A 16,426-nucleotide genomic window follows, 5' to 3' on the forward strand; every position below is an offset into this window, starting at 1 on the left:
ATGGCCCTGGGGCGTGGATAAAAAAGGGGCGGCCCTGAGGCCGCCCCAAACCGTCAGGAGAACACGCGTCTAGAAGCGAACCGACCAGCGCATGTTGGCGCTGTGGTCGCGGCTTTCACTGCCGTACTGGCCGCTGTAACCCAGCTCCAGCTGCTGGCGCGGGGTCAGCCAGGCCGACAGCCCCAGCTCGGCCAGCACGGCGCTGTCGGCAATCGGGGCGCCTTCGACCGCGAAGGTGGTGCTGCTGTTGGCGAATGCGAGGTCGGCCAGCTGGCGGCGGTCACCCGAGGCACGGCGGTAGCCCACGCCCCCACGCAGGTGCAGCCAGCTGTCCTGCTGGAATGATGCCTTCAGGCCCTTGTCGAAGCGCAGGCCAGCGGTGGCGATCGTGGTGCCGGTGTCGTCCACCTTGCCGTGCAGGGCGGCTGCACCACCGCGCTCGTTGATCGGCTTCAGGTCCACCTCCACGCGCGCGACCTGCAGGTAGGGTTCCAGCCCGGCCTCCGGGCCACCAAAGCGGTAGCCGGCTTCGATGAAGGCCTGGCGGGTATGCGCGTTGTAGCGAGCGCTCAGGCTGTCGCTGAACCCTGCGAAGTCGACATCGCGGGTGCTCTTCACCTTGTGCTTGCTCCAGGCGACGCCGCCACGCAGGCCGAGGCCGCCCCAGTTGTGACTGGCATATGCACCGAAGTGGGTGTTGTCGATCTTCGACTTGGCACGAAGCGCCTGCTGCTTGACGTCGGTGCGGCCGGTGCCAGCCAGGACGCCGACCTGCCAGCCAGAGAACTCGTGGTCGATACCGGCCAGCAGGCCGTTGCTGTTGGCTTCGGTGCGGGCGGTATTGCTGTTGCCGTCCAGCCTGCTGTTGCTGCCCAGAGCCTGCACCCAGGCGCCGGTGGCGTCGCCCGCATCGGCGCCTGGCGCGACTGCACCTGCACGGCGGGACAGCGCGGCATCGCGAACGTAGCGGCTGCCTTCCACCAGTGCGAGCGGCGTGGCTGCGTGCAGTTCGCCGCTGAGGCCGTCGAGCACGCCGCCGACCTGCTGCGGGAACAGCTGGGTCAGCGGCTTGGGCAGGCCCTGGTTGATTGCCAGCAGGTCCGCCGCGGCGGCCACCGCGCGCTGGTTCGGGGTGGTGGCGGCGCTGGCCAGCGAGGCACCGCGTGCCACGTCGATGCGGGTGCCATTGGTGCCGTAGGCGAGGCTGAACTGCAGGAACGGCGAGAACGCGCTGAAGTCGGTTTTCGCGAACTGGCCGTTGATGCCACCGTCAGCGCGGATGAAGTTGAACTGCTCGCCGAGATAGTAGATGCCTGGTTCCGGCAACGCGACCAGCGTGCCGCCGAGGGTGGCGGTACCGGTCACGTGCAACTGGTCGCTGCGCCCGCCAGGCGCGAGTTCGGCGGCGTAGACGCCGGTCGCGCCCTGCACGTAGTCGCCGTTGATGGTCAGCGTGCCGATCGAATTGCCGGGCGCGATGGTGCCGTCCACTCGGGTGCTGCCCAACGTGCCGATACCCTTCAGCAGGCCGTTGCTGCCGACCGTGGTGGTGCCGCCGGTCTGCATGCCATTGAAGGACACCACGCCGCCATTGACGGTCAGGTTCCCGTCCTTCAGAACGCCGTTGGCGCTGACCGTGCTGACGCCACCGGTGGTGGTGAGTGCGGTGGAGACCAGGCTGCCGTTGAGCAGGAACCGGCCGCCTTGCACATCGACCGCCGAGGTGAGGGTGTTGCTGCCGTTCAACTCCAGCGTGCCCTCGCGCAGCACCGCGCCGTTGAAGCTGTTGTCGCCGCTCAGGCGCAGCCAACCGATGCCGGATTTGGTCAGCGTGCCGGGGCCGCCGATGTCATTGGTCCAGTCGTCCCAGGCATCGCCCTCCCACACCTTCAGGCCGCCGGCCCTCTGGTTCATCACGACGTTGGTATCCACGCGCAGCGAGCCATAGCCCTCGATGGCCCTGCGCAGGTCAACCATGCCCCAGCCGTAGATCGGGTCGACGCCTGCCGCACCGAGATCGCGCGCGGTGGTCAGCAGGACGTCGCGCACCTGGGCGTTGTCCAGGTAGGGGAAGCGCTCCATCAACAGGCCGAGTGCGCCGGTGATATGGGGGGCGGCCATGGACGTGCCGGTCTTCAGGCCGTAGTCGTACGTGGGATTCTGGCTGTCGATGAGAAGACGGACGTAGTCTGCGGTCTTCTCCAGCCGCCCCTGGATGTCACCGGAAACGATGGTGCTGAGGATTGCCGTGCCGGGTGCGGAAATGCACCAGTTGGCGGCAGCGCCACAGATGCTCGAGCCTGCGTTGATCACGTAGTCGGTTTCACCATTGGCTGTATTGGGCTGGCGAACGTTGGCGACGGCCAGCCAGTAGGGCTCGATCTCCGGCTTCCAGCGCGGCAGGGCCGCGGTGATACCGGCGACGGCGCCGCTGCCATTGCCGGCCGACCAGACCTGGATCAACTGCGAAGCGGGGGCGTTCGCACTGTCCTTGTAGATGCTTCCGTATACGTCGTAGCCGGCACCGATGCGTGCGTACTGGGCATCCAGTGCGGCCACGGTCATGTTGCGGGTGGAGATGCCCCAGCTGTGATTGATGGCACGCACGCCTTGTGCCTGCAGCTGCGCGTACATGTCCAGCCTTGCGGCACCATCGGGATCCGTCCGTTCCACGGCTTCAGGCAGGTAGCCTCCGCTCGCCTGGCGCCTCCATTCGTAGTAAGTGTCACCAAATACACGGGCGGTCGTCAGATCGGCACCGAAGGCGACGCCGTGCATCCCCGTGCCATTGCGGTTGGCGCCAATGGTTCCGAGGACATGCGTGCCGTGATCGGCATAGCGGAAACCCCATTCACGGCCTGCGGCAATGATGTTGGCCTGCAGGGAAGCAGGCACGCCCGCGCCGAGCGTGTAGTAGTTGATACCCGGTTGATCACCCTGTGTCTGGCTGCACGCGCCGGTACCGCCGACGGTTCCCGGTGACGCACAGTTCGGGCCGATGGTGATGCTGGAGGTGTTGCGGCCGGCGAATTCGGGGTGAGCCAGTGCCGATCCGGTGTCGAACAGCGCCAGGCGCACGCCCTTGCCGGTCAGGCCGCGGGCATACGCGTGGTCGGCCCCCATCGCACCCAGGCCCCAGTCGGCGTTGAATTCATCGCTGCGCCAGCTGGCGACATCGCCCGGACTGCCGAGCAGGGCGGTGGCGGTTGCCGCGGGCGTGGCGGCCGTCGATGCTGCAGGCGCGCTGACGGCGGGCTGTGCCCACGCCGCCTGCAGCTGGCGCTGTTGCTGCCATGCGTCGAGCGCCTCGCCGGCCATGGCGGGCGCGGCAGCGGCAAGCAACAGAGAGCTGGACACGGCCAGCGCGAGGCGGCTGTGCAGCGGGGAGCGGGAGTGGGACGAACGGCCGTGCAGCGGGTGATTCATCGGGCAACTTCCTTGGTGGACGGGCAACAAGGCCGTTAACGCCAATCCGTGGCGACATCCCCCACGCATGTGAAAGGAAAATTGTGAACAGGTTAAGTGTGCGTGACAGTGGGCTTCACTTCGTCTCCCCGTGTCCTCGCTAACGTGGGCCGGCCTGGGCTCACCAGGCTTATCAAGGAGTGATGGCGATGCGTGTTGTCAGGAAGGTGATCGCAGTGGCGGTATTCGCGTTGGCGTGTACCGGTTCGGTGGCGGTGGCTGGGCCGGTCGAGCCCTGCGACCAGCCGTGCTGGCGGGCTTATCAGATGTGCCTGGCCAGTGGCACCGATGCCGGTGAATGCCAGCAGGCGTACAACACCTGCGTGGTCGATCTGTGCATGGGCGTGTGAGTCGCGCCGTTTGAGCCGTACGCGGAGCCCCGTCATCGACGGGGCTCTTCTGTTCCAGCGATCGCCTCAGATGGCGATGCCGGCATCTGGCCCGAGCCCGCTTGCGGGCCATGCACGCAGCGGCGAGGATGGGAAATCGCACCGGAGCCGCTGCACATGGCCGTCAAACGCATTGTCGCCAACATCGCCACGCCCGACCCGGCGCGTGCCGCAGCGTTCTATGGCGGGCTGCTGGGCATGCCGGTGGTGATGGACCATGGCTGGATCGTCACCCATGGCGGGCAGGGCAGTGCGCTGGCGCAGGTGAGCTTTGCCAGCGAAGGGGGTTCCGGCACCGCGGTGCCCGATCTGTCGATCGAAGTGGACGACCTGCAGCAGGTGCTGGAGCGCATGCACGCGGCCGGCATCCCGCTGGAGTATGGCCCGGCCGACGAGCCTTGGGGAGTGCGTCGTTTCTTCGTCCGCGACCCGTTCGGGCGGCTGTTGAACATTCTCGCCCACACCTGAGCGGGAGGCGTTGCGTCAGCGGCGCCTGCCGCTGCGCGTCGGCGCTGCCGGAACGCCGACCATGCGCAGGCAATCCGCTTCCACAGCGGCGATGAAGGCATCGGCATCCTGTGCGGGTGTGGCGATCAGGTCGTCGGTGGCACCGTGCACGCCGGCATAGATCAACGAGGCGGTGACCTGTGGAGCAGGCAGCTGCCACAGTCCGGCTGCGTTGCCCGCTTCGAGGATGCCCAGCAGCTGCTGCTGGATCGCATTGCGCTCGGCATTGCCCCGCTGGTGGTGGTGATGGTTGGCGTACACCACGTCATGCAACGCGTGGGTGCGCGCGTAGATCTCGATGTTGGCGCGGATCCAGGCGCGCAGGCGCGCTGCGCCATCACCGGCAGGGTGTTGCTGCACTGCCTGCTCGACCTCGTCCATGAACTGCCGCGTGTAGCGCTGCGCCAGCGCCTGCAGGATCTCGGTGCGGGAGGCGAAATAGGTATAGAAAGTGCCCTTGGCCACGTCGGCCGCGGCGACGATGTCGCTGATGGTGGTGGCGTCCACACCCTGCGAAAGGAACAACGCCTGCGCGGCGTCCATCAGTTCCTCCTGGCGGGTTTCGGCGGGCTTGGTGCGAGGCCTGGCGACAGCTGGGGTCTGCATGGTGGGCGGTATCCGGGTGTGACGGACGCCATTCTAGCTGCCCCTTCGCACTGACTGACCGCCGGTCATTGACCGACGGTCAGTCAGTCGATAGGATGCGCGCACATCCTCCCCCCGGATCCACGCATGAGACGCCTCCAACGGCCCGCCCTGGTGCTGGCGGCCTACCTCGGTACATTCCTCGCTTCGCTGGACATCAGCATCGTCAACGTGGCCCTGCCAACCCTGCAGCAGGCGCTGCAGACCGACATGGCGGGCCTGCAATGGGTGATCAACGCCTATGCGATCGCACTGTCGGCGCTGATGCTGTCGGCCGGTCCGTTGGGGGATCGCTACGGTCATCGGCGGATGTGGCTGCTGAGCGTCGCCACCTTCACCATGGGCTCGCTGCTGTGCGCCTGCGCCAACGACCTTTCGACCCTGGTCGCCGGGCGCGCGGTGCAGGGCGTGGCAGGTGCGCTGTTGATTCCCAGTGCGATGCCGATCCTGAGTCACGCATTTCCCGATCCGGGCCAGCGTGCACGCGTGATCGGTGGCTGGTCCGCCTTCAGCGCGCTGGCCCTGGTGCTTGGCCCGTTGCTCGGCGGTGCGCTGGTGCAGCGGGCCGGCTGGCCCAGCATCTTCCTGATCAACCTGCCTTTGGGGCTGCTGGCGTTTGTGCTTGGCGCCTGGAGTATCGCCGAGCGACGGCACCCGCAGCACGCCGCGCTGGATCCGGCCGGGCAGCTGCTCAGCATCGGTGCACTGGGCGCGCTGTGCTATGGCCTGATCGCGATCGGCGAGCAGGGCCTGCTGGCCCCGGTGACGCTTCTGGCGCTGGGCGCCGCAATTGCGGGGCTGATCCTGTTCGGCATCGTCGAGCGGCGGGTGGCACGGCCACTGCTGCCGCTGGACCTGTTCGCCGACGGTCGCTTCCGCATGCTCAACCTGGCCTCGTTCGTGCTGGGCTTCACCGCCTACGCGAGCCTGTTCTTCCTGTCGCTTTTCTTCCAGCAGGCACAGGGGCACAGCGCCGCGCTGGCAGGCTCGCAGCTGGCTCCCCAGTTCCTGTTGATGGGTGTTGTCTCGCTGTTGTTCGGGCGCCTGGTTGCCCGCCTCGGGCTGCATGCCGCGCTGGTGCTGGGCTACCTCCTGGCCGGTGTGGCGCTATGCGCAATGGCCACGTTCGAACCGGCTACTTCGCGCGCTCATGCCACTGCCGTGCTGATGCTGCTTGGCATTGGAATGGGGCTGGCAGTGCCAGCGACCGGCATGGCGATCATGGCCAACGCACCGGCCGAACGCGCAGGTATCGCGTCAGCCACGATGAACGCGCTGCGCCAGGCAGGCATGAGCCTGGGCATCGCGCTGATGGGCAGCCTGATGGGCCAGCGTGCCGTACAGCAGTTCACCGCCTGCGCACAGGCCGCAGGGCAGCAGCGGCTTGTTGCGCAGGCGCGTGAACTGATCCTGCACCCGGGCTCGATGCACGCCACGCCGCAGGTGCTGACCTGGTACCGCAGTGCGATGGCCAGTGGGTTCGGTTGGGCGATGGCGGTGGCGGGTGCGCTGGCTCTGCTTGCGGCGCTTGGGCTGCATCGGCAGCGTGCATCGGCTTGACGCGCAGCATTCAGCCCTGCTGGCGTTGCGGGTCCTCTGTCGTGCGTTCGATCGCCTGAGGCTGTTGTTGCTGCTGGCGCGCGTTGGCGTGGCGTGCGTGTCCACCTTCGCGTCCGATCGTGGCCATGTGCTGGCGGTCGCGGCTGATCGCTTCGCCGCCCTTGCGGCCTGCGACACGTGCTTCGGCCGGACTGAATTCGTGCGCATTGCCGGAGGCATGTGCCGCGCGCCCGCCCTTGGCGGCGATCGCGCGCTGTTTGTCCTGGTCCATCGAGGCGAAGCCCCGGTTGGAGCTGCGCGGGTTCTGCTCAGTCATGTGAAATCTCCTGCAGTGTGGACGCCGCCTTCGTGGACGACGGCGTCCATGCTTGGCCATCGCACGCTAAGTCCAGGTCGCCATCTTCGCCCCGGTTTTCACGCGCCCTGCGCACCGGGATGATCACGCAGCCGGCCCGGCGGCCGCATTCGTCGCGTATTCACTGCCGGCCCTCGGATGTGCGGCAACGCCGGCGGCCGCAGTGGCGGTGCCGCACATATGTTCGATGATCCTGTGCTGCTGCCCGATGGCTATCAGATAAACGTTCAGGACCGGCAACCGATCAAACTGCGCACCGGTGGCAACTGCTAACGGACCGGTGTCGCGCCCCACGCGGCAGGCGGCAACGATCCACTCTCCATCGCGCGTCAACTGCTGGCTCCGCCGAAGTCGTCAGGATGAACGCACAGTTGCGCGGTCGTCCTATCGCAGATGTTCCGTTGCATGCCTAGAATCGAAGCATCCCGGTAGTTCCCGGGCGCTTCGAGTGAATGGACTCAATGAAGATTTTGTTGACCGGCAGTTCCGGGCGGATCGGGCGCGCGATCTTCGGCGCGCTGGCGGCTGCCCATGAAGTGGTGGGTCTGGACCGCAGTCCGTTTGCCACCACGCGCATCATTGCCGATGTCACCGATCATCAAGCCGTCGTGCGCGCGGTGCAGGGCGTCGACGCGGTCATCCATACCGCGGCCCTGCATGCGCCACACGTCGGCCTGGTACCGGACGCGGTGTTCCAGCAGATCAACGTGGACGCGACTGCGCACCTGCTGCAGGCGGCGCGAGAGGCAGGCGCGCGGCGGTTCGTGTTGACCAGTACCACCGCGCTGTACGGCCACGCGGTGGTGGCAGGGGGATGCCGCTGGATCGATGAGGATACCGAGCCGCTGCCGCGAACGATCTACCACCGCAGCAAGCTGCAGGCCGAGGCCCTGGCTGAAGCTGCCGCCGCACCGGACTTCGGGGTGCGCGTGCTGCGGATGGGGCGCTGCTTCCCGGAACCGCCGGAACGGATGGCGATGTTCCGGTTGCATCGTGGGATCGACGCCCGTGACGTGGCCAGTGCCCATGCCGCGCTGCTGCTGGATGAGGGGCCGGCCTTCGCCCGCTACATCGCCTGCGCCGCGACCCCGTTCCGGCGCGAGGATTGCCTGGAACTGGCCTCCCAGCCGCGCAATGTACTGGCCCGGCGCGTACCGCAGCTGCTGGCCGAGTTCGAGCGCCGCGGCTGGCCATTGCCGCTGAGCGTCGACCGCGTCTACGACAGCGCCCGCATCCGCAGGGAGCTGGGGTGGCAGCCGCGTTTCGGGCCGGACGCCGTGCTGCAGCAGTACGCCGCAGGCAGCATCGAGGTGTTGCCACGCGCGGAGTGGATCAAGGATCGGGTGGCCGAATAGGGGAAGCGGGGACGGATCCCTGTCCCGTCCCTGAGTGGATTCAGGAATGTGTAGGCCGGTCGCCTCAACCTCGTTGGCAGGCGGCCGCTAACCCGGTGCGCTTCCTGCGCCGGGCGGGTCCCGGCGGCCGGTGGCCTGCGCGACGGATCGCGCGCCTGCGCGGTGCCCTCCCGGTGCCGGTCGTCCTGAACTGCCTTGCGGACCCCTCCATGCCTTCTTCCCGTTCCGCCGCTGCCCGCCGCCCGGGCAGCATCGCCCACAAGCTGATGCTGGGCACCGCCGTCATCGCGCTGCTGTGCTTCGGCCTGACGGCGTTCCTGATCTATCGCCAGGCCAGTGCCAGCCTGATCGATGCCTCGCGCCAGACCATGACCAGCGAGGCCAACGCTGAAGCGCGCCAGGTCGCCGCCGATCTGGGCACGGCGTTTGCCAGCAACGATGCCATGGTCGAAGCCGTGCTCGCCCAGCGTGCGCGGGGCGACGTGCCCGATCGCGCCAGCCTGGCTGCCGTGCTGGGCGAGCAGCTGCGCACCCACCCGGAGTGGCTGGGCAAGAGCACCATGTGGGAGGCCGATGCCTTCGATGGCAAGGATGCCGAGTTCGCCAACACCGCGATGCACGATGCCAGCGGCCGCTACATGAGCTACTGGGCCTGGCATGACGGCAAGCCGCAGCAGTCGACCATGACCGACTACACCGAAGCCGCCGACGGCTCGGCCGACTGGTATGTGGTACCCAGCCGCGACAAGCTGCCCAAGGTCAGCGAGCCCTACGCCTACGACATCGCCGGCCAGCAGGTGCTGATGAGCACGTTGAGCTCGCCGATCGTCGAAAACGGTACCTTCCTCGGCGTGTTCACCGTCGACTTCTCGCTGGCGGCGCTGCAGAAGCACCTGGCGACGCTGACGCCGATGGGCGCAGGCCGCGTCGAGCTGCTTTCGCCCAACGGCGTGGTGCTGGCCTCGGCGAATGCCGCCGAGATCGGCAAGCCGCGCACCGACGCATTGACCCGCAGCATGCTGGCCGACATCGCCGCCGACCGCCGGTTCGAAGCCTTCACGCCCGATGCAGCCGGCAACGTGCGCGTCTACGTGCCGCTACGCGTGGGTAATGCCCCGCAGCGCTTCGCGCTGGGCGTGGTGATGCCGCACGCGGTGATCGTGGCCGAGGCACGCCAGCTGCTGTGGTTGACGCTGCTGGTGGGCGTGGTGGCCGCGCTGACGCTGAGTGCCGGTGTCTACGTGCTGCTGCGCCGCCTGGCGATCCGCCCGTTGGCCGAAGCGGTGCGGGTGGCGGGTGACGTCGCCGCCGGCAAGCTCGACAGCACCTTGCCTGCGCGCAGCAACGATGAAGTGGGCCGCCTGCTGGACGCGATGCAGGGCATGCGCGGGCAGCTGCAGGCGGTGATGGCGGCGCAGGCGGAAATGGCGCGCCGCCACGATGCTGGCGAGCTGAGCTACCGCATGGACGCCACTGCCTTCCCCGGCGAGTACGGCCGCATGGTGGCCGACAGCAACCAGCTGGTGGCTTCCAGCAATGCGGTCACCCAGCGCCTGGTCGAGGTGATGCAGCGTTACGCGGTGGGTGACCTCAGCGTGGACATGGAAGCGCTGCCGGGCGAGAAGGCGGTGTTCACCGCAGCGATGGCCACCACCAAGAGCAACCTGGCCGCGATCAACGAGCAGATCCAGCAGCTGGCCGCCGCCGCGGCGGCCGGCGACTTCGCTGTACGCGGTGATGCCCAGCGCTTCGACCACGATTTCCGCCGCATGGTGGAGACCCTCAACATCATGATGCAGGTCAGCGATCACAACCTGGCTGAGCTTTCGACGCTGCTTCGCGCGATTGCCGCCGGCGACCTCAGCGCACGCATGCGCGGTGATTTCCATGGCGTGTTCGCGGTGATGCGCGACGATGCCAACAGCACCGTGCAGCAGTTGACCCAGATCGTCGGCCAGATCCAGCAGTCGGCCGCCAGCATCCGCCTGGCGGCGGGTGAGATCGCTGCGGGCAACAGCGATCTCTCGCGTCGTACCGAGCAGCAGGCCGCCAACCTGGAAGAAACCGCCGCCTCAATGGAGGAGCTGACCTCCACCGTGCGCCAGAACGCCGACCACGCGCTGCAGGCCAATACCCTGGCAGGATCCGCCGCTGACGTTGCCAGCGAGGGCGGGGAAGTGGTCAACCAGGTGGTGCAGACCATGGAGCAGATCGAGGCCTCCTCGCAGCGCATCGCCGAGATCATTTCGGTGATCGACGGCATCGCCTTCCAGACCAACATCCTGGCGTTGAATGCGGCGGTGGAAGCGGCGCGGGCCGGTGAGCAGGGCCGCGGCTTCGCGGTGGTCGCCAGCGAAGTGCGCGCGTTGGCGCAACGCTCGGCGGGCGCAGCGAAGGAAATCAAGGAACTGATCGACGCATCCGTGGCACAGGTCGGTGCCGGTGCGCAGCTGGTGCACGGTGCGGGCCGTACCATGCAGGCCATCGTCGGCCAGGTGGGGCGCGTCAACGAGATCATGGCCGAGATCTCGGCTGCGTCGCGCGAACAGTCGGCCGGCATCGAGCAGGTCAACCAGACCGTGGTGCAGATGGATGAGACCACCCAGCAGAATGCCGCACTGGTGGAGGAAGCCAGCGCCGCGGCGCGGGCGATGGAGGAGCAGGCCGAGCAGCTGGCCGTGGCGGTTTCGCGCTTCCGCCTGCGGGCCGAACCGGAGGCCATGGCCCGCCGCGCGGCCTGATCCCGGAAACGAAGACGCCCGGCGGGGGCCGGGCGTCGGTTGCATCCTTGCCGCGCATCCTGCGCAGGTCTGATGGCTCAGAACATTCCTTCAAACGGGTTCCAGCTGGTACGTCCTTCCACCTTCTCCAGGTAATAGCTGTAGTTGGTGCTGGAGGCGACCAGCAGGTTCATGGCGATGAACAGCATGCGCCCGACGACGTCCGGAAGGAACATGGAGACGATGGCCAGCACGATGTTGATGCCGATCACCACCAGTGCCTTGCGCCACATGCCAAGAATCAGCAGGTAGATGGCACCGAAGAACAACGCGAAGAAGTTCAGGTTGATCTTCAGGCGGTCACCAAAGGACAGCGCCTTCCAGGCCTGCTTGAAGCCGGGGTTCTTGGGGGCGCCGTGCTGGCGGAAGAAGTTGAAGCGGAACTGCCACTTCGGGCTGAACTGGGACAGGTCAGTGGTATTCATTGGGGGAGACATCCCTGTGAGAAAACGTTTTCATGATAGGACAAGTCCTATTCAGGATCCAAGCGTCACCGTCAAAAATGTGACGCCTGCCTTGTTCCGGCTGCTGCGGCAGGGGCGCGCACCGTCACCCGCCCGCCTTGTTTTTAGGATAGGGTGCGCAGTTCCGCTGCCGCACCAGCTGAATCCGTGCGGCGGCGGGATGTCCATGGAGGTTGCATGACCACACCTGCTATACCGGAAAACGCACCGGGACCGGTGCTCCTGCCGACACCTGAAGTGGTGCAGGCACAACAGCTGCTCGCACGCCAGCAACTGGCGGTGGCGATGGACCGTGCACGCACGGCCGCTACGCAGAACGCGGCCGCGGCCGCACTGGAAAGCGAGTAATCCGCAACACCGCCGATCGCGCTGGTCCGTCGCCAGCGCGATCGCGGCGGACGCTCTTGGTCAGAACCGCGCGGTCATGCTGAGGAAGTAGCTGCGCCCGGCCACGAAGTAATCGGTGGAGCCTTCCGCATACAGCTTCTTGTCGGCCAGGTTGCTGACGCCGCCACGCAGGGTCAGTACCTCATTGACGTTCCAGGCGGCGGTCAGGTCATACAGCGTGTAGGCCTTGAGGAAGGTCGTCGCCGTGCCGGCCTGCCTGCCGGTGTACTGCGCCGACAGGCTGCTGGAAAACACCGCGTCGGGCGTCCAGTCCAGCGACGAATAGCCCGAGAATTCGGGGGTATCGATCAGGTTGCGGCCGGTGGTCAGGTTCCTGGCTTCCTTCATCCATGTCGCCGAGGTGCGCCAGCGCCAGTGCTCGCCGAAGCGGACATTGAAGCTGCCTTCCATGCCGCTGGTGCGTGCGCGCTGCACGTTGCTCATCCGCGTCCACCAGATGCCGTTGAACCTGCCCAGCGGTGCGTACTCGATCTTGTTCCTGAAGTCGGTGTGGAAGTAGGTCAGGCCGGCATCGACCAGATCGTTGTCGAAGCTGATGCCGATTTCGCGGTTGGTGCTGGTTTCCGGGTCCAGGTCCGGGTTGCCGGCCATGTAGCAGCCGCCGCGGGTATAGCCCAGCGGAATCAGCGAGGTGCAGCCACGGCCACCGGACTGGGTGGCGGCGCTGGCGGAGTTCTCGGTCAGGCTGGGGGCGCGGAAGCCCTTGGAAACGCCACCGCGGATGGTCCATTGCTCGGCCGGATGCCAGACCAGGTAGGCGCGCGGGCTGACGTGGCCACCGAACGTCTCATGGTGGTCCAGGCGCGCGCCCAGGGTCAGTGCCAGGGTGCGGTGCAGCTTCACTTCGTCTTCGACGAACAGGGCCCAGGTATCCACTTCCAGATCGGAGCCGCTGACGGCATTGCCGGCATAGTCGATCGGCGCGCGGCCGATGGTGTCGGTGTTGGTCAGCTCCTGGCGCTTCCACTGGCCGCCCACGGCGAACTGGTGTTCAACGCCGAGGGTGAACGGCGTGGTCAGGCTGCCCTCGATGATCGTATCGGTGGCTTCGGAACGGCCGGTAGCACCGATGTCGTTCCTGTACTCGGTCCAGTACGCACTGATCTTCGAATTGCCGAAGCTCCACTTGCCATCGTGGTTGAGCGCCAGCGAGCTGCGCTTGAGTTCGCTGGCACCCCAGGCGCCTTCATCCTGCTTTTCCAGCGAAGCGTCGATGAAGGCCTGCTGCACGCCATGGCCGGCTTCGAGCGACAGTTCCTGCGCGTCGCTCAGTTTCCACTGCAGCAGCGCATCGACATTGCGGTCCTTCTCGCCTGCATACGCGTTGCCGTAGACACCACCATTGGAGCGATCCGAATCGCGGCGCATGCTGTTGGCACCGATGCGCAGGCCGAAGCGCTCGCCGAGCGGGCCGGAGAACGTCGCACCGATCTGCTGGGTGTCGCCGCGCTTGCCGTCGCCCGGGCGGGTATAGCTGTGGGTGGCGCTGCCGCTCCAGTCATCACCGATGCGCCGGGTGATGATGTTGATCACGCCGCCCATGGCGTCGGAGCCATACAGCGACGACATCGGTCCGCGCACCACTTCGATGCGCTCGATCTGGTCGGGCGAGATCCAGTTCAGGTCCTGGCGGCCCAGGTCCGGCCGGTAGTTGGTCGAGGCCGAGCTGCCCATGCGCTTGCCGTCCACCAGCACCAGCGTGTAGTTCGACGGCATGCCGCGCAGCTTGATCTTGGACTGCTCGCCAACCGCACTGAGGCCACCGGTCACGCCGGGCACGCGGCTGAGCAGGGTGGCCAGGTCGTGCACCGGCTGGCGCGCGATGTCCTCGCGGCTGATCACGCTGATGCTGGCCGGCGCATCCTTGATCCATTGCTGGTTGCCCGAGGCGGTGACCACCACGGTATCCAGGTCCTTGGTGGAGGCATCGGCGCTGGCCTCTGCAGCGGCCACGCCGGGCAGGGCCAGCAGGCAGGCGGTGGCCAGGGCACTGGCCAGGCGGGTGCGCGGCAGGCGCGCGGAACGGGAGCGGAACGGCTGGGACATGACGGCTTCCATCGAATGAGGGGGACCGGATGGAAGCAGCGGGCACACGCAGACAAGCAGGCAGGCCCCCTTCCATGGGTCGTAGGGCGCACGGTTCGGGCCGGCGCAGCTGGGTGGGTCTCGGCCGTACGGAAGACGGCGACCTGCCTGGTTAATGAAATGATAACCGTTCGCGTTTGTTACGATCCAGTACCCGGTGCCCACGAAGCGACATTCCGCTGCGCGGTCCGCCATCGCCTGCTGTTTGCTGAATGGGGATAAATCCCGGCGTAGACCTTCGCACTCGGCTTACATCCGGCGCCCTAGACTGGGCCGCATTTTCGATTCCGCCCCGTTGGAGATCGTGTGGGTTCCGGTAGTGACAGACAGCGACTGTGCGGCCAAGGGCCGGTACAGCCAGGACAAGTGCGGGCGCCGGGAAGGCGCGCCGGGAACCTTCGCGCATGCAGCCCGGCCGGGACGGCCGGCCATGCCGATCGTGGGGAGTAAGCGGTGATGGGGGGTCACACCATCCACGCGGAAGCGGATGCGCCCGGGCTCGACGCCGGCTGGGCGCTGCTGCCGGCCGAATCTCCGCTGCCGATGCCCGAACAGACCCTGCGCGAAGGCAAGCTGAAGGTCCGTCGGCACCGTACCTCGCCACGCCTGATCGGCCTGCGCCGGTTCTACATCTTCGGCGGCACCCTGGCCATGACCGCCATCGCCACCCGCATGATGTGGCGGGTGCTGTCGGCCAATGGCATCAGCGTGCTGGAAGCCTGCCTGCTGGTGCTGTTCGTCGGCCTGTTCGCCTGGATCGCGCTGTCCTTCGCCAGCGCCGTGGCCGGCTTCCTGACCGCCGTGTTCGACCGTGGCTATCGCCTTGGCATCGACCCGGACAAGCCGCTGCCGACCGTGCACAGCCGCACCGCGCTGCTGATGCCGACCTACAACGAGGATCCGCGCCGACTGCTGGCGGGCCTGCAGGCGATCTACGAGTCGGTGGCCGCCACCGGCCAGCTCGAACGCTTCGACTTCTTCGTGCTCAGCGATACCCGGCGCGAGGACATCGCACGCGCCGAGGAGCAGGTATTCGCCGAACTGCGCGAGCGCGTGCCGGACGGCCAGACGCGGCTGTTCTACCGCCGCCGTGGCGACAACAGCGGGCGCAAGGCCGGCAACATCGCCGACTGGGTGCGCCGCTTCGGTGGCGCTTACCCGCAGATGCTGATCCTGGACGCCGACAGCCTGATGACCGGCGACAGCATCGTGCGCCTGGTGGCCGGCATGGAACACAACGCCGATGTCGGCCTGATCCAGACCCTGCCTTCGGTGATCGGTGGCCGCACCCTGTTCGCACGCATGCAGCAGTTCGGCGGTCGCGTGTACGGCCCGGTGATTGCCCGTGGCGTGGCCTGGTGGCATGGCGCCGAGAGCAACTACTGGGGCCACAACGCCATCATCCGCACCCGTGCCTTCGCCGACCACGCCGGCTTGCCAGCGCTGCCGGGGCGCAAGCCGTTCGGCGGTCACGTGCTCAGCCACGATTTCGTCGAAGCGGCGCTGATGCGCCGTGGCGGCTGGGCCGCGCACATGGTGCCGTACCTGGGGGGCAGCTACGAAGAAGGCCCGCCGACCCTGACCGACCTGCTGGTGCGCGACCGTCGCTGGTGCCAGGGCAACCTGCAGCACGGCAAGGTGGTCGGCAGCCGTGGCCTGCACTGGATCAGCCGCACCCACATGCTGATCGGCATCGGTCATTACTTCACCGCGCCGATGTGGGCGATGCTGATGTTGATCGGCATTGCGATCCCGCTGTTCCAGGAAGGCATCGATTTCAATGCCCTGCTGCACCTGTCACCCAGCGTGTACTGGCGGGCCCAGGACGAGGAGCAGGTGGTGCGCCTGTTCGCCGCCACCATGGCGGTGCTGCTGCTGCCCAAGGTGCTGGGCTATCTGGCGATGCTGCTGGACCCTGTCGACCGCCGCGGTTGCGGCGGTGCGATCCGTGCGTTCGTGTCGATGCTGGTGGAGACCGTGCTGGCCGCACTGATGGCACCGGTGGTGATGTACGTGCAGTCGCGCGGCGTGGCCGAAGTGCTGTCCGGCCGCGATTCCGGCTGGGACGCACAGCAGCGTGACGATGGTGGCATCTCGTGGATGGCCTTGATCCGTGGCTACGGCGGGCTGGGCGTGTTTGGTGCGTTCATGGGTGTGCTGGCGTGGGCGGTGTCGCCGTCGCTGGCAGCCTGGATGGCGCCGGTGGTGATCGGCATGGTGCTGGCCGTTCCGGTGGTGGCGCTGACCTCCTCGCGCGGCCCGGGTGCCTTCCTGCATCGCCTCGGCCTGCTCGACATCCCCGAAGAGAACATTCCGCCACCGGTGCTGGTGCGCGCCGCGCAGCTGCGCCGGGAAGCCGCCGAGCAACCGCCGCTGTACTGATGGCCCTGCACCAGCGGCATAATGCGGCTCG

Annotated in this window: 13 protein-coding genes; 7 read left to right on the plus strand and 6 right to left on the minus strand. The window is 67.3% G+C overall.

The features are described 5' to 3' along the window. Positions 1–69: 69 nt before the first annotated feature. The gene (locus AC5P6S_RS13125; protein WP_235643361.1) at positions 70–3,426 is read right to left on the minus strand and encodes an autotransporter domain-containing protein; all 3,357 of its coding nucleotides are present in this window, start codon (positions 3,424–3,426) and stop codon (positions 70–72) included. Between the two features lie 188 nt (positions 3,427–3,614). Here AC5P6S_RS13125 and AC5P6S_RS13130 point away from each other — a divergent pair, with 188 nt between their 5' ends. Both AC5P6S_RS13130 and AC5P6S_RS13135 read left to right on the plus strand, forming a co-directional pair. Then, complete coding sequence (locus AC5P6S_RS13130) at positions 3,615–3,815, plus strand: hypothetical protein (RefSeq protein ID WP_005411162.1); 201 nt, start codon at positions 3,615–3,617, stop codon at positions 3,813–3,815. 156 nt (positions 3,816–3,971) lie between these two features. Continuing rightward, a complete protein-coding gene (locus tag AC5P6S_RS13135; RefSeq protein WP_005411161.1) occupies positions 3,972–4,322 on the plus strand; it encodes a VOC family protein in 351 nt (116 codons plus the stop codon). 15 nt (positions 4,323–4,337) lie between these two features. Here AC5P6S_RS13135 and AC5P6S_RS13140 read toward each other — a convergent pair whose 3' ends face one another. Beyond that, the gene (locus AC5P6S_RS13140; protein ID WP_005414565.1) at positions 4,338–4,967 is read right to left on the minus strand and encodes a TetR/AcrR family transcriptional regulator; all 630 of its coding nucleotides are present in this window, start codon (positions 4,965–4,967) and stop codon (positions 4,338–4,340) included. A 126-nt stretch (positions 4,968–5,093) separates the two neighbouring features. Here AC5P6S_RS13140 and AC5P6S_RS13145 point away from each other — a divergent pair, with 126 nt between their 5' ends. After that, the gene (locus AC5P6S_RS13145) at positions 5,094–6,566 is read left to right on the plus strand and encodes an MFS transporter (RefSeq protein ID WP_043034586.1); all 1,473 of its coding nucleotides are present in this window, start codon (positions 5,094–5,096) and stop codon (positions 6,564–6,566) included. 10 nt (positions 6,567–6,576) lie between these two features. Here AC5P6S_RS13145 and AC5P6S_RS13150 read toward each other — a convergent pair whose 3' ends face one another. Both AC5P6S_RS13150 and AC5P6S_RS13155 read right to left on the minus strand, forming a co-directional pair. Next, entirely contained in the window at positions 6,577–6,882 is a 306-nt protein-coding gene (locus AC5P6S_RS13150) for a KGG domain-containing protein (protein ID WP_005411158.1), read from the minus strand. 123 nt (positions 6,883–7,005) lie between these two features. After that, positions 7,006–7,254 (minus strand): hypothetical protein, encoded by a 249-nt coding sequence (locus AC5P6S_RS13155; RefSeq protein ID WP_425523818.1) that lies wholly within the window; start codon positions 7,252–7,254, stop codon positions 7,006–7,008. A 128-nt stretch (positions 7,255–7,382) separates the two neighbouring features. Between AC5P6S_RS13155 and AC5P6S_RS13160 the strand changes: the two genes are divergently transcribed. Both AC5P6S_RS13160 and AC5P6S_RS13165 read left to right on the plus strand, forming a co-directional pair. Continuing rightward, the gene (locus AC5P6S_RS13160; RefSeq protein ID WP_043034587.1) at positions 7,383–8,276 is read left to right on the plus strand and encodes an NAD-dependent epimerase/dehydratase family protein; all 894 of its coding nucleotides are present in this window, start codon (positions 7,383–7,385) and stop codon (positions 8,274–8,276) included. A gap of 209 nt (positions 8,277–8,485) precedes the next feature. Then, on the plus strand, positions 8,486–11,017 hold the full coding sequence (locus tag AC5P6S_RS13165) for a methyl-accepting chemotaxis protein (RefSeq protein ID WP_005411156.1): 2,532 nt from the start codon (positions 8,486–8,488) through the stop codon (positions 11,015–11,017). A 77-nt stretch (positions 11,018–11,094) separates the two neighbouring features. Here the strand turns inward: AC5P6S_RS13165 and AC5P6S_RS13170 are convergent, their stop codons facing one another. Then, positions 11,095–11,481: a DUF2628 domain-containing protein gene (locus tag AC5P6S_RS13170; protein ID WP_005414559.1), complete on the minus strand. Its 387-nt coding sequence runs from the start codon at positions 11,479–11,481 to the stop codon at positions 11,095–11,097. A gap of 216 nt (positions 11,482–11,697) precedes the next feature. Here AC5P6S_RS13170 and AC5P6S_RS13175 point away from each other — a divergent pair, with 216 nt between their 5' ends. Then, positions 11,698–11,868, plus strand: a complete 171-nt coding sequence (locus AC5P6S_RS13175; protein ID WP_165929944.1) for a hypothetical protein — start codon at positions 11,698–11,700, stop codon at positions 11,866–11,868. A gap of 60 nt (positions 11,869–11,928) precedes the next feature. Here AC5P6S_RS13175 and AC5P6S_RS13180 read toward each other — a convergent pair whose 3' ends face one another. Further along, the gene (locus AC5P6S_RS13180; protein ID WP_049418129.1) at positions 11,929–13,974 is read right to left on the minus strand and encodes a TonB-dependent receptor domain-containing protein; all 2,046 of its coding nucleotides are present in this window, start codon (positions 13,972–13,974) and stop codon (positions 11,929–11,931) included. A 495-nt stretch (positions 13,975–14,469) separates the two neighbouring features. Between AC5P6S_RS13180 and mdoH the strand changes: the two genes are divergently transcribed. Continuing rightward, positions 14,470–16,395 carry a glucans biosynthesis glucosyltransferase MdoH gene (gene mdoH / locus AC5P6S_RS13185; RefSeq protein WP_012481333.1) on the plus strand — a complete coding sequence of 642 codons (1,926 nt, stop codon included), beginning with the start codon at positions 14,470–14,472 and terminating at the stop codon, positions 16,393–16,395. Positions 16,396–16,426 lie beyond the last annotated feature (31 nt).

This window comes from Stenotrophomonas sp. YJH_SMC_119, from assembly GCF_059368315.1.

Coding starts and splice junctions, on each gene's coding strand:
- AC5P6S_RS13175 (WP_165929944.1), top strand. CDS start 11,698: ATGACCACACCTGCTATACCGGAAAACGCACCGGGACCGGTGCTCCTG.
- AC5P6S_RS13165 (WP_005411156.1), top strand. CDS start 8,486: ATGCCTTCTTCCCGTTCCGCCGCTGCCCGCCGCCCGGGCAGCATCGCC.
- AC5P6S_RS13160 (WP_043034587.1), top strand. CDS start 7,383: ATGAAGATTTTGTTGACCGGCAGTTCCGGGCGGATCGGGCGCGCGATC.
- AC5P6S_RS13140 (WP_005414565.1), bottom strand. CDS start 4,967: ATGCAGACCCCAGCTGTCGCCAGGCCTCGCACCAAGCCCGCCGAAACC.
- mdoH (WP_012481333.1), top strand. CDS start 14,470: ATGGGGGGTCACACCATCCACGCGGAAGCGGATGCGCCCGGGCTCGAC.
- AC5P6S_RS13135 (WP_005411161.1), top strand. CDS start 3,972: ATGGCCGTCAAACGCATTGTCGCCAACATCGCCACGCCCGACCCGGCG.
- AC5P6S_RS13130 (WP_005411162.1), top strand. CDS start 3,615: ATGCGTGTTGTCAGGAAGGTGATCGCAGTGGCGGTATTCGCGTTGGCG.
- AC5P6S_RS13180 (WP_049418129.1), bottom strand. CDS start 13,974: ATGTCCCAGCCGTTCCGCTCCCGTTCCGCGCGCCTGCCGCGCACCCGC.
- AC5P6S_RS13150 (WP_005411158.1), bottom strand. CDS start 6,882: ATGACTGAGCAGAACCCGCGCAGCTCCAACCGGGGCTTCGCCTCGATG.
- AC5P6S_RS13145 (WP_043034586.1), top strand. CDS start 5,094: ATGAGACGCCTCCAACGGCCCGCCCTGGTGCTGGCGGCCTACCTCGGT.
- AC5P6S_RS13125 (WP_235643361.1), bottom strand. CDS start 3,426: ATGAATCACCCGCTGCACGGCCGTTCGTCCCACTCCCGCTCCCCGCTG.
- AC5P6S_RS13170 (WP_005414559.1), bottom strand. CDS start 11,481: ATGAATACCACTGACCTGTCCCAGTTCAGCCCGAAGTGGCAGTTCCGC.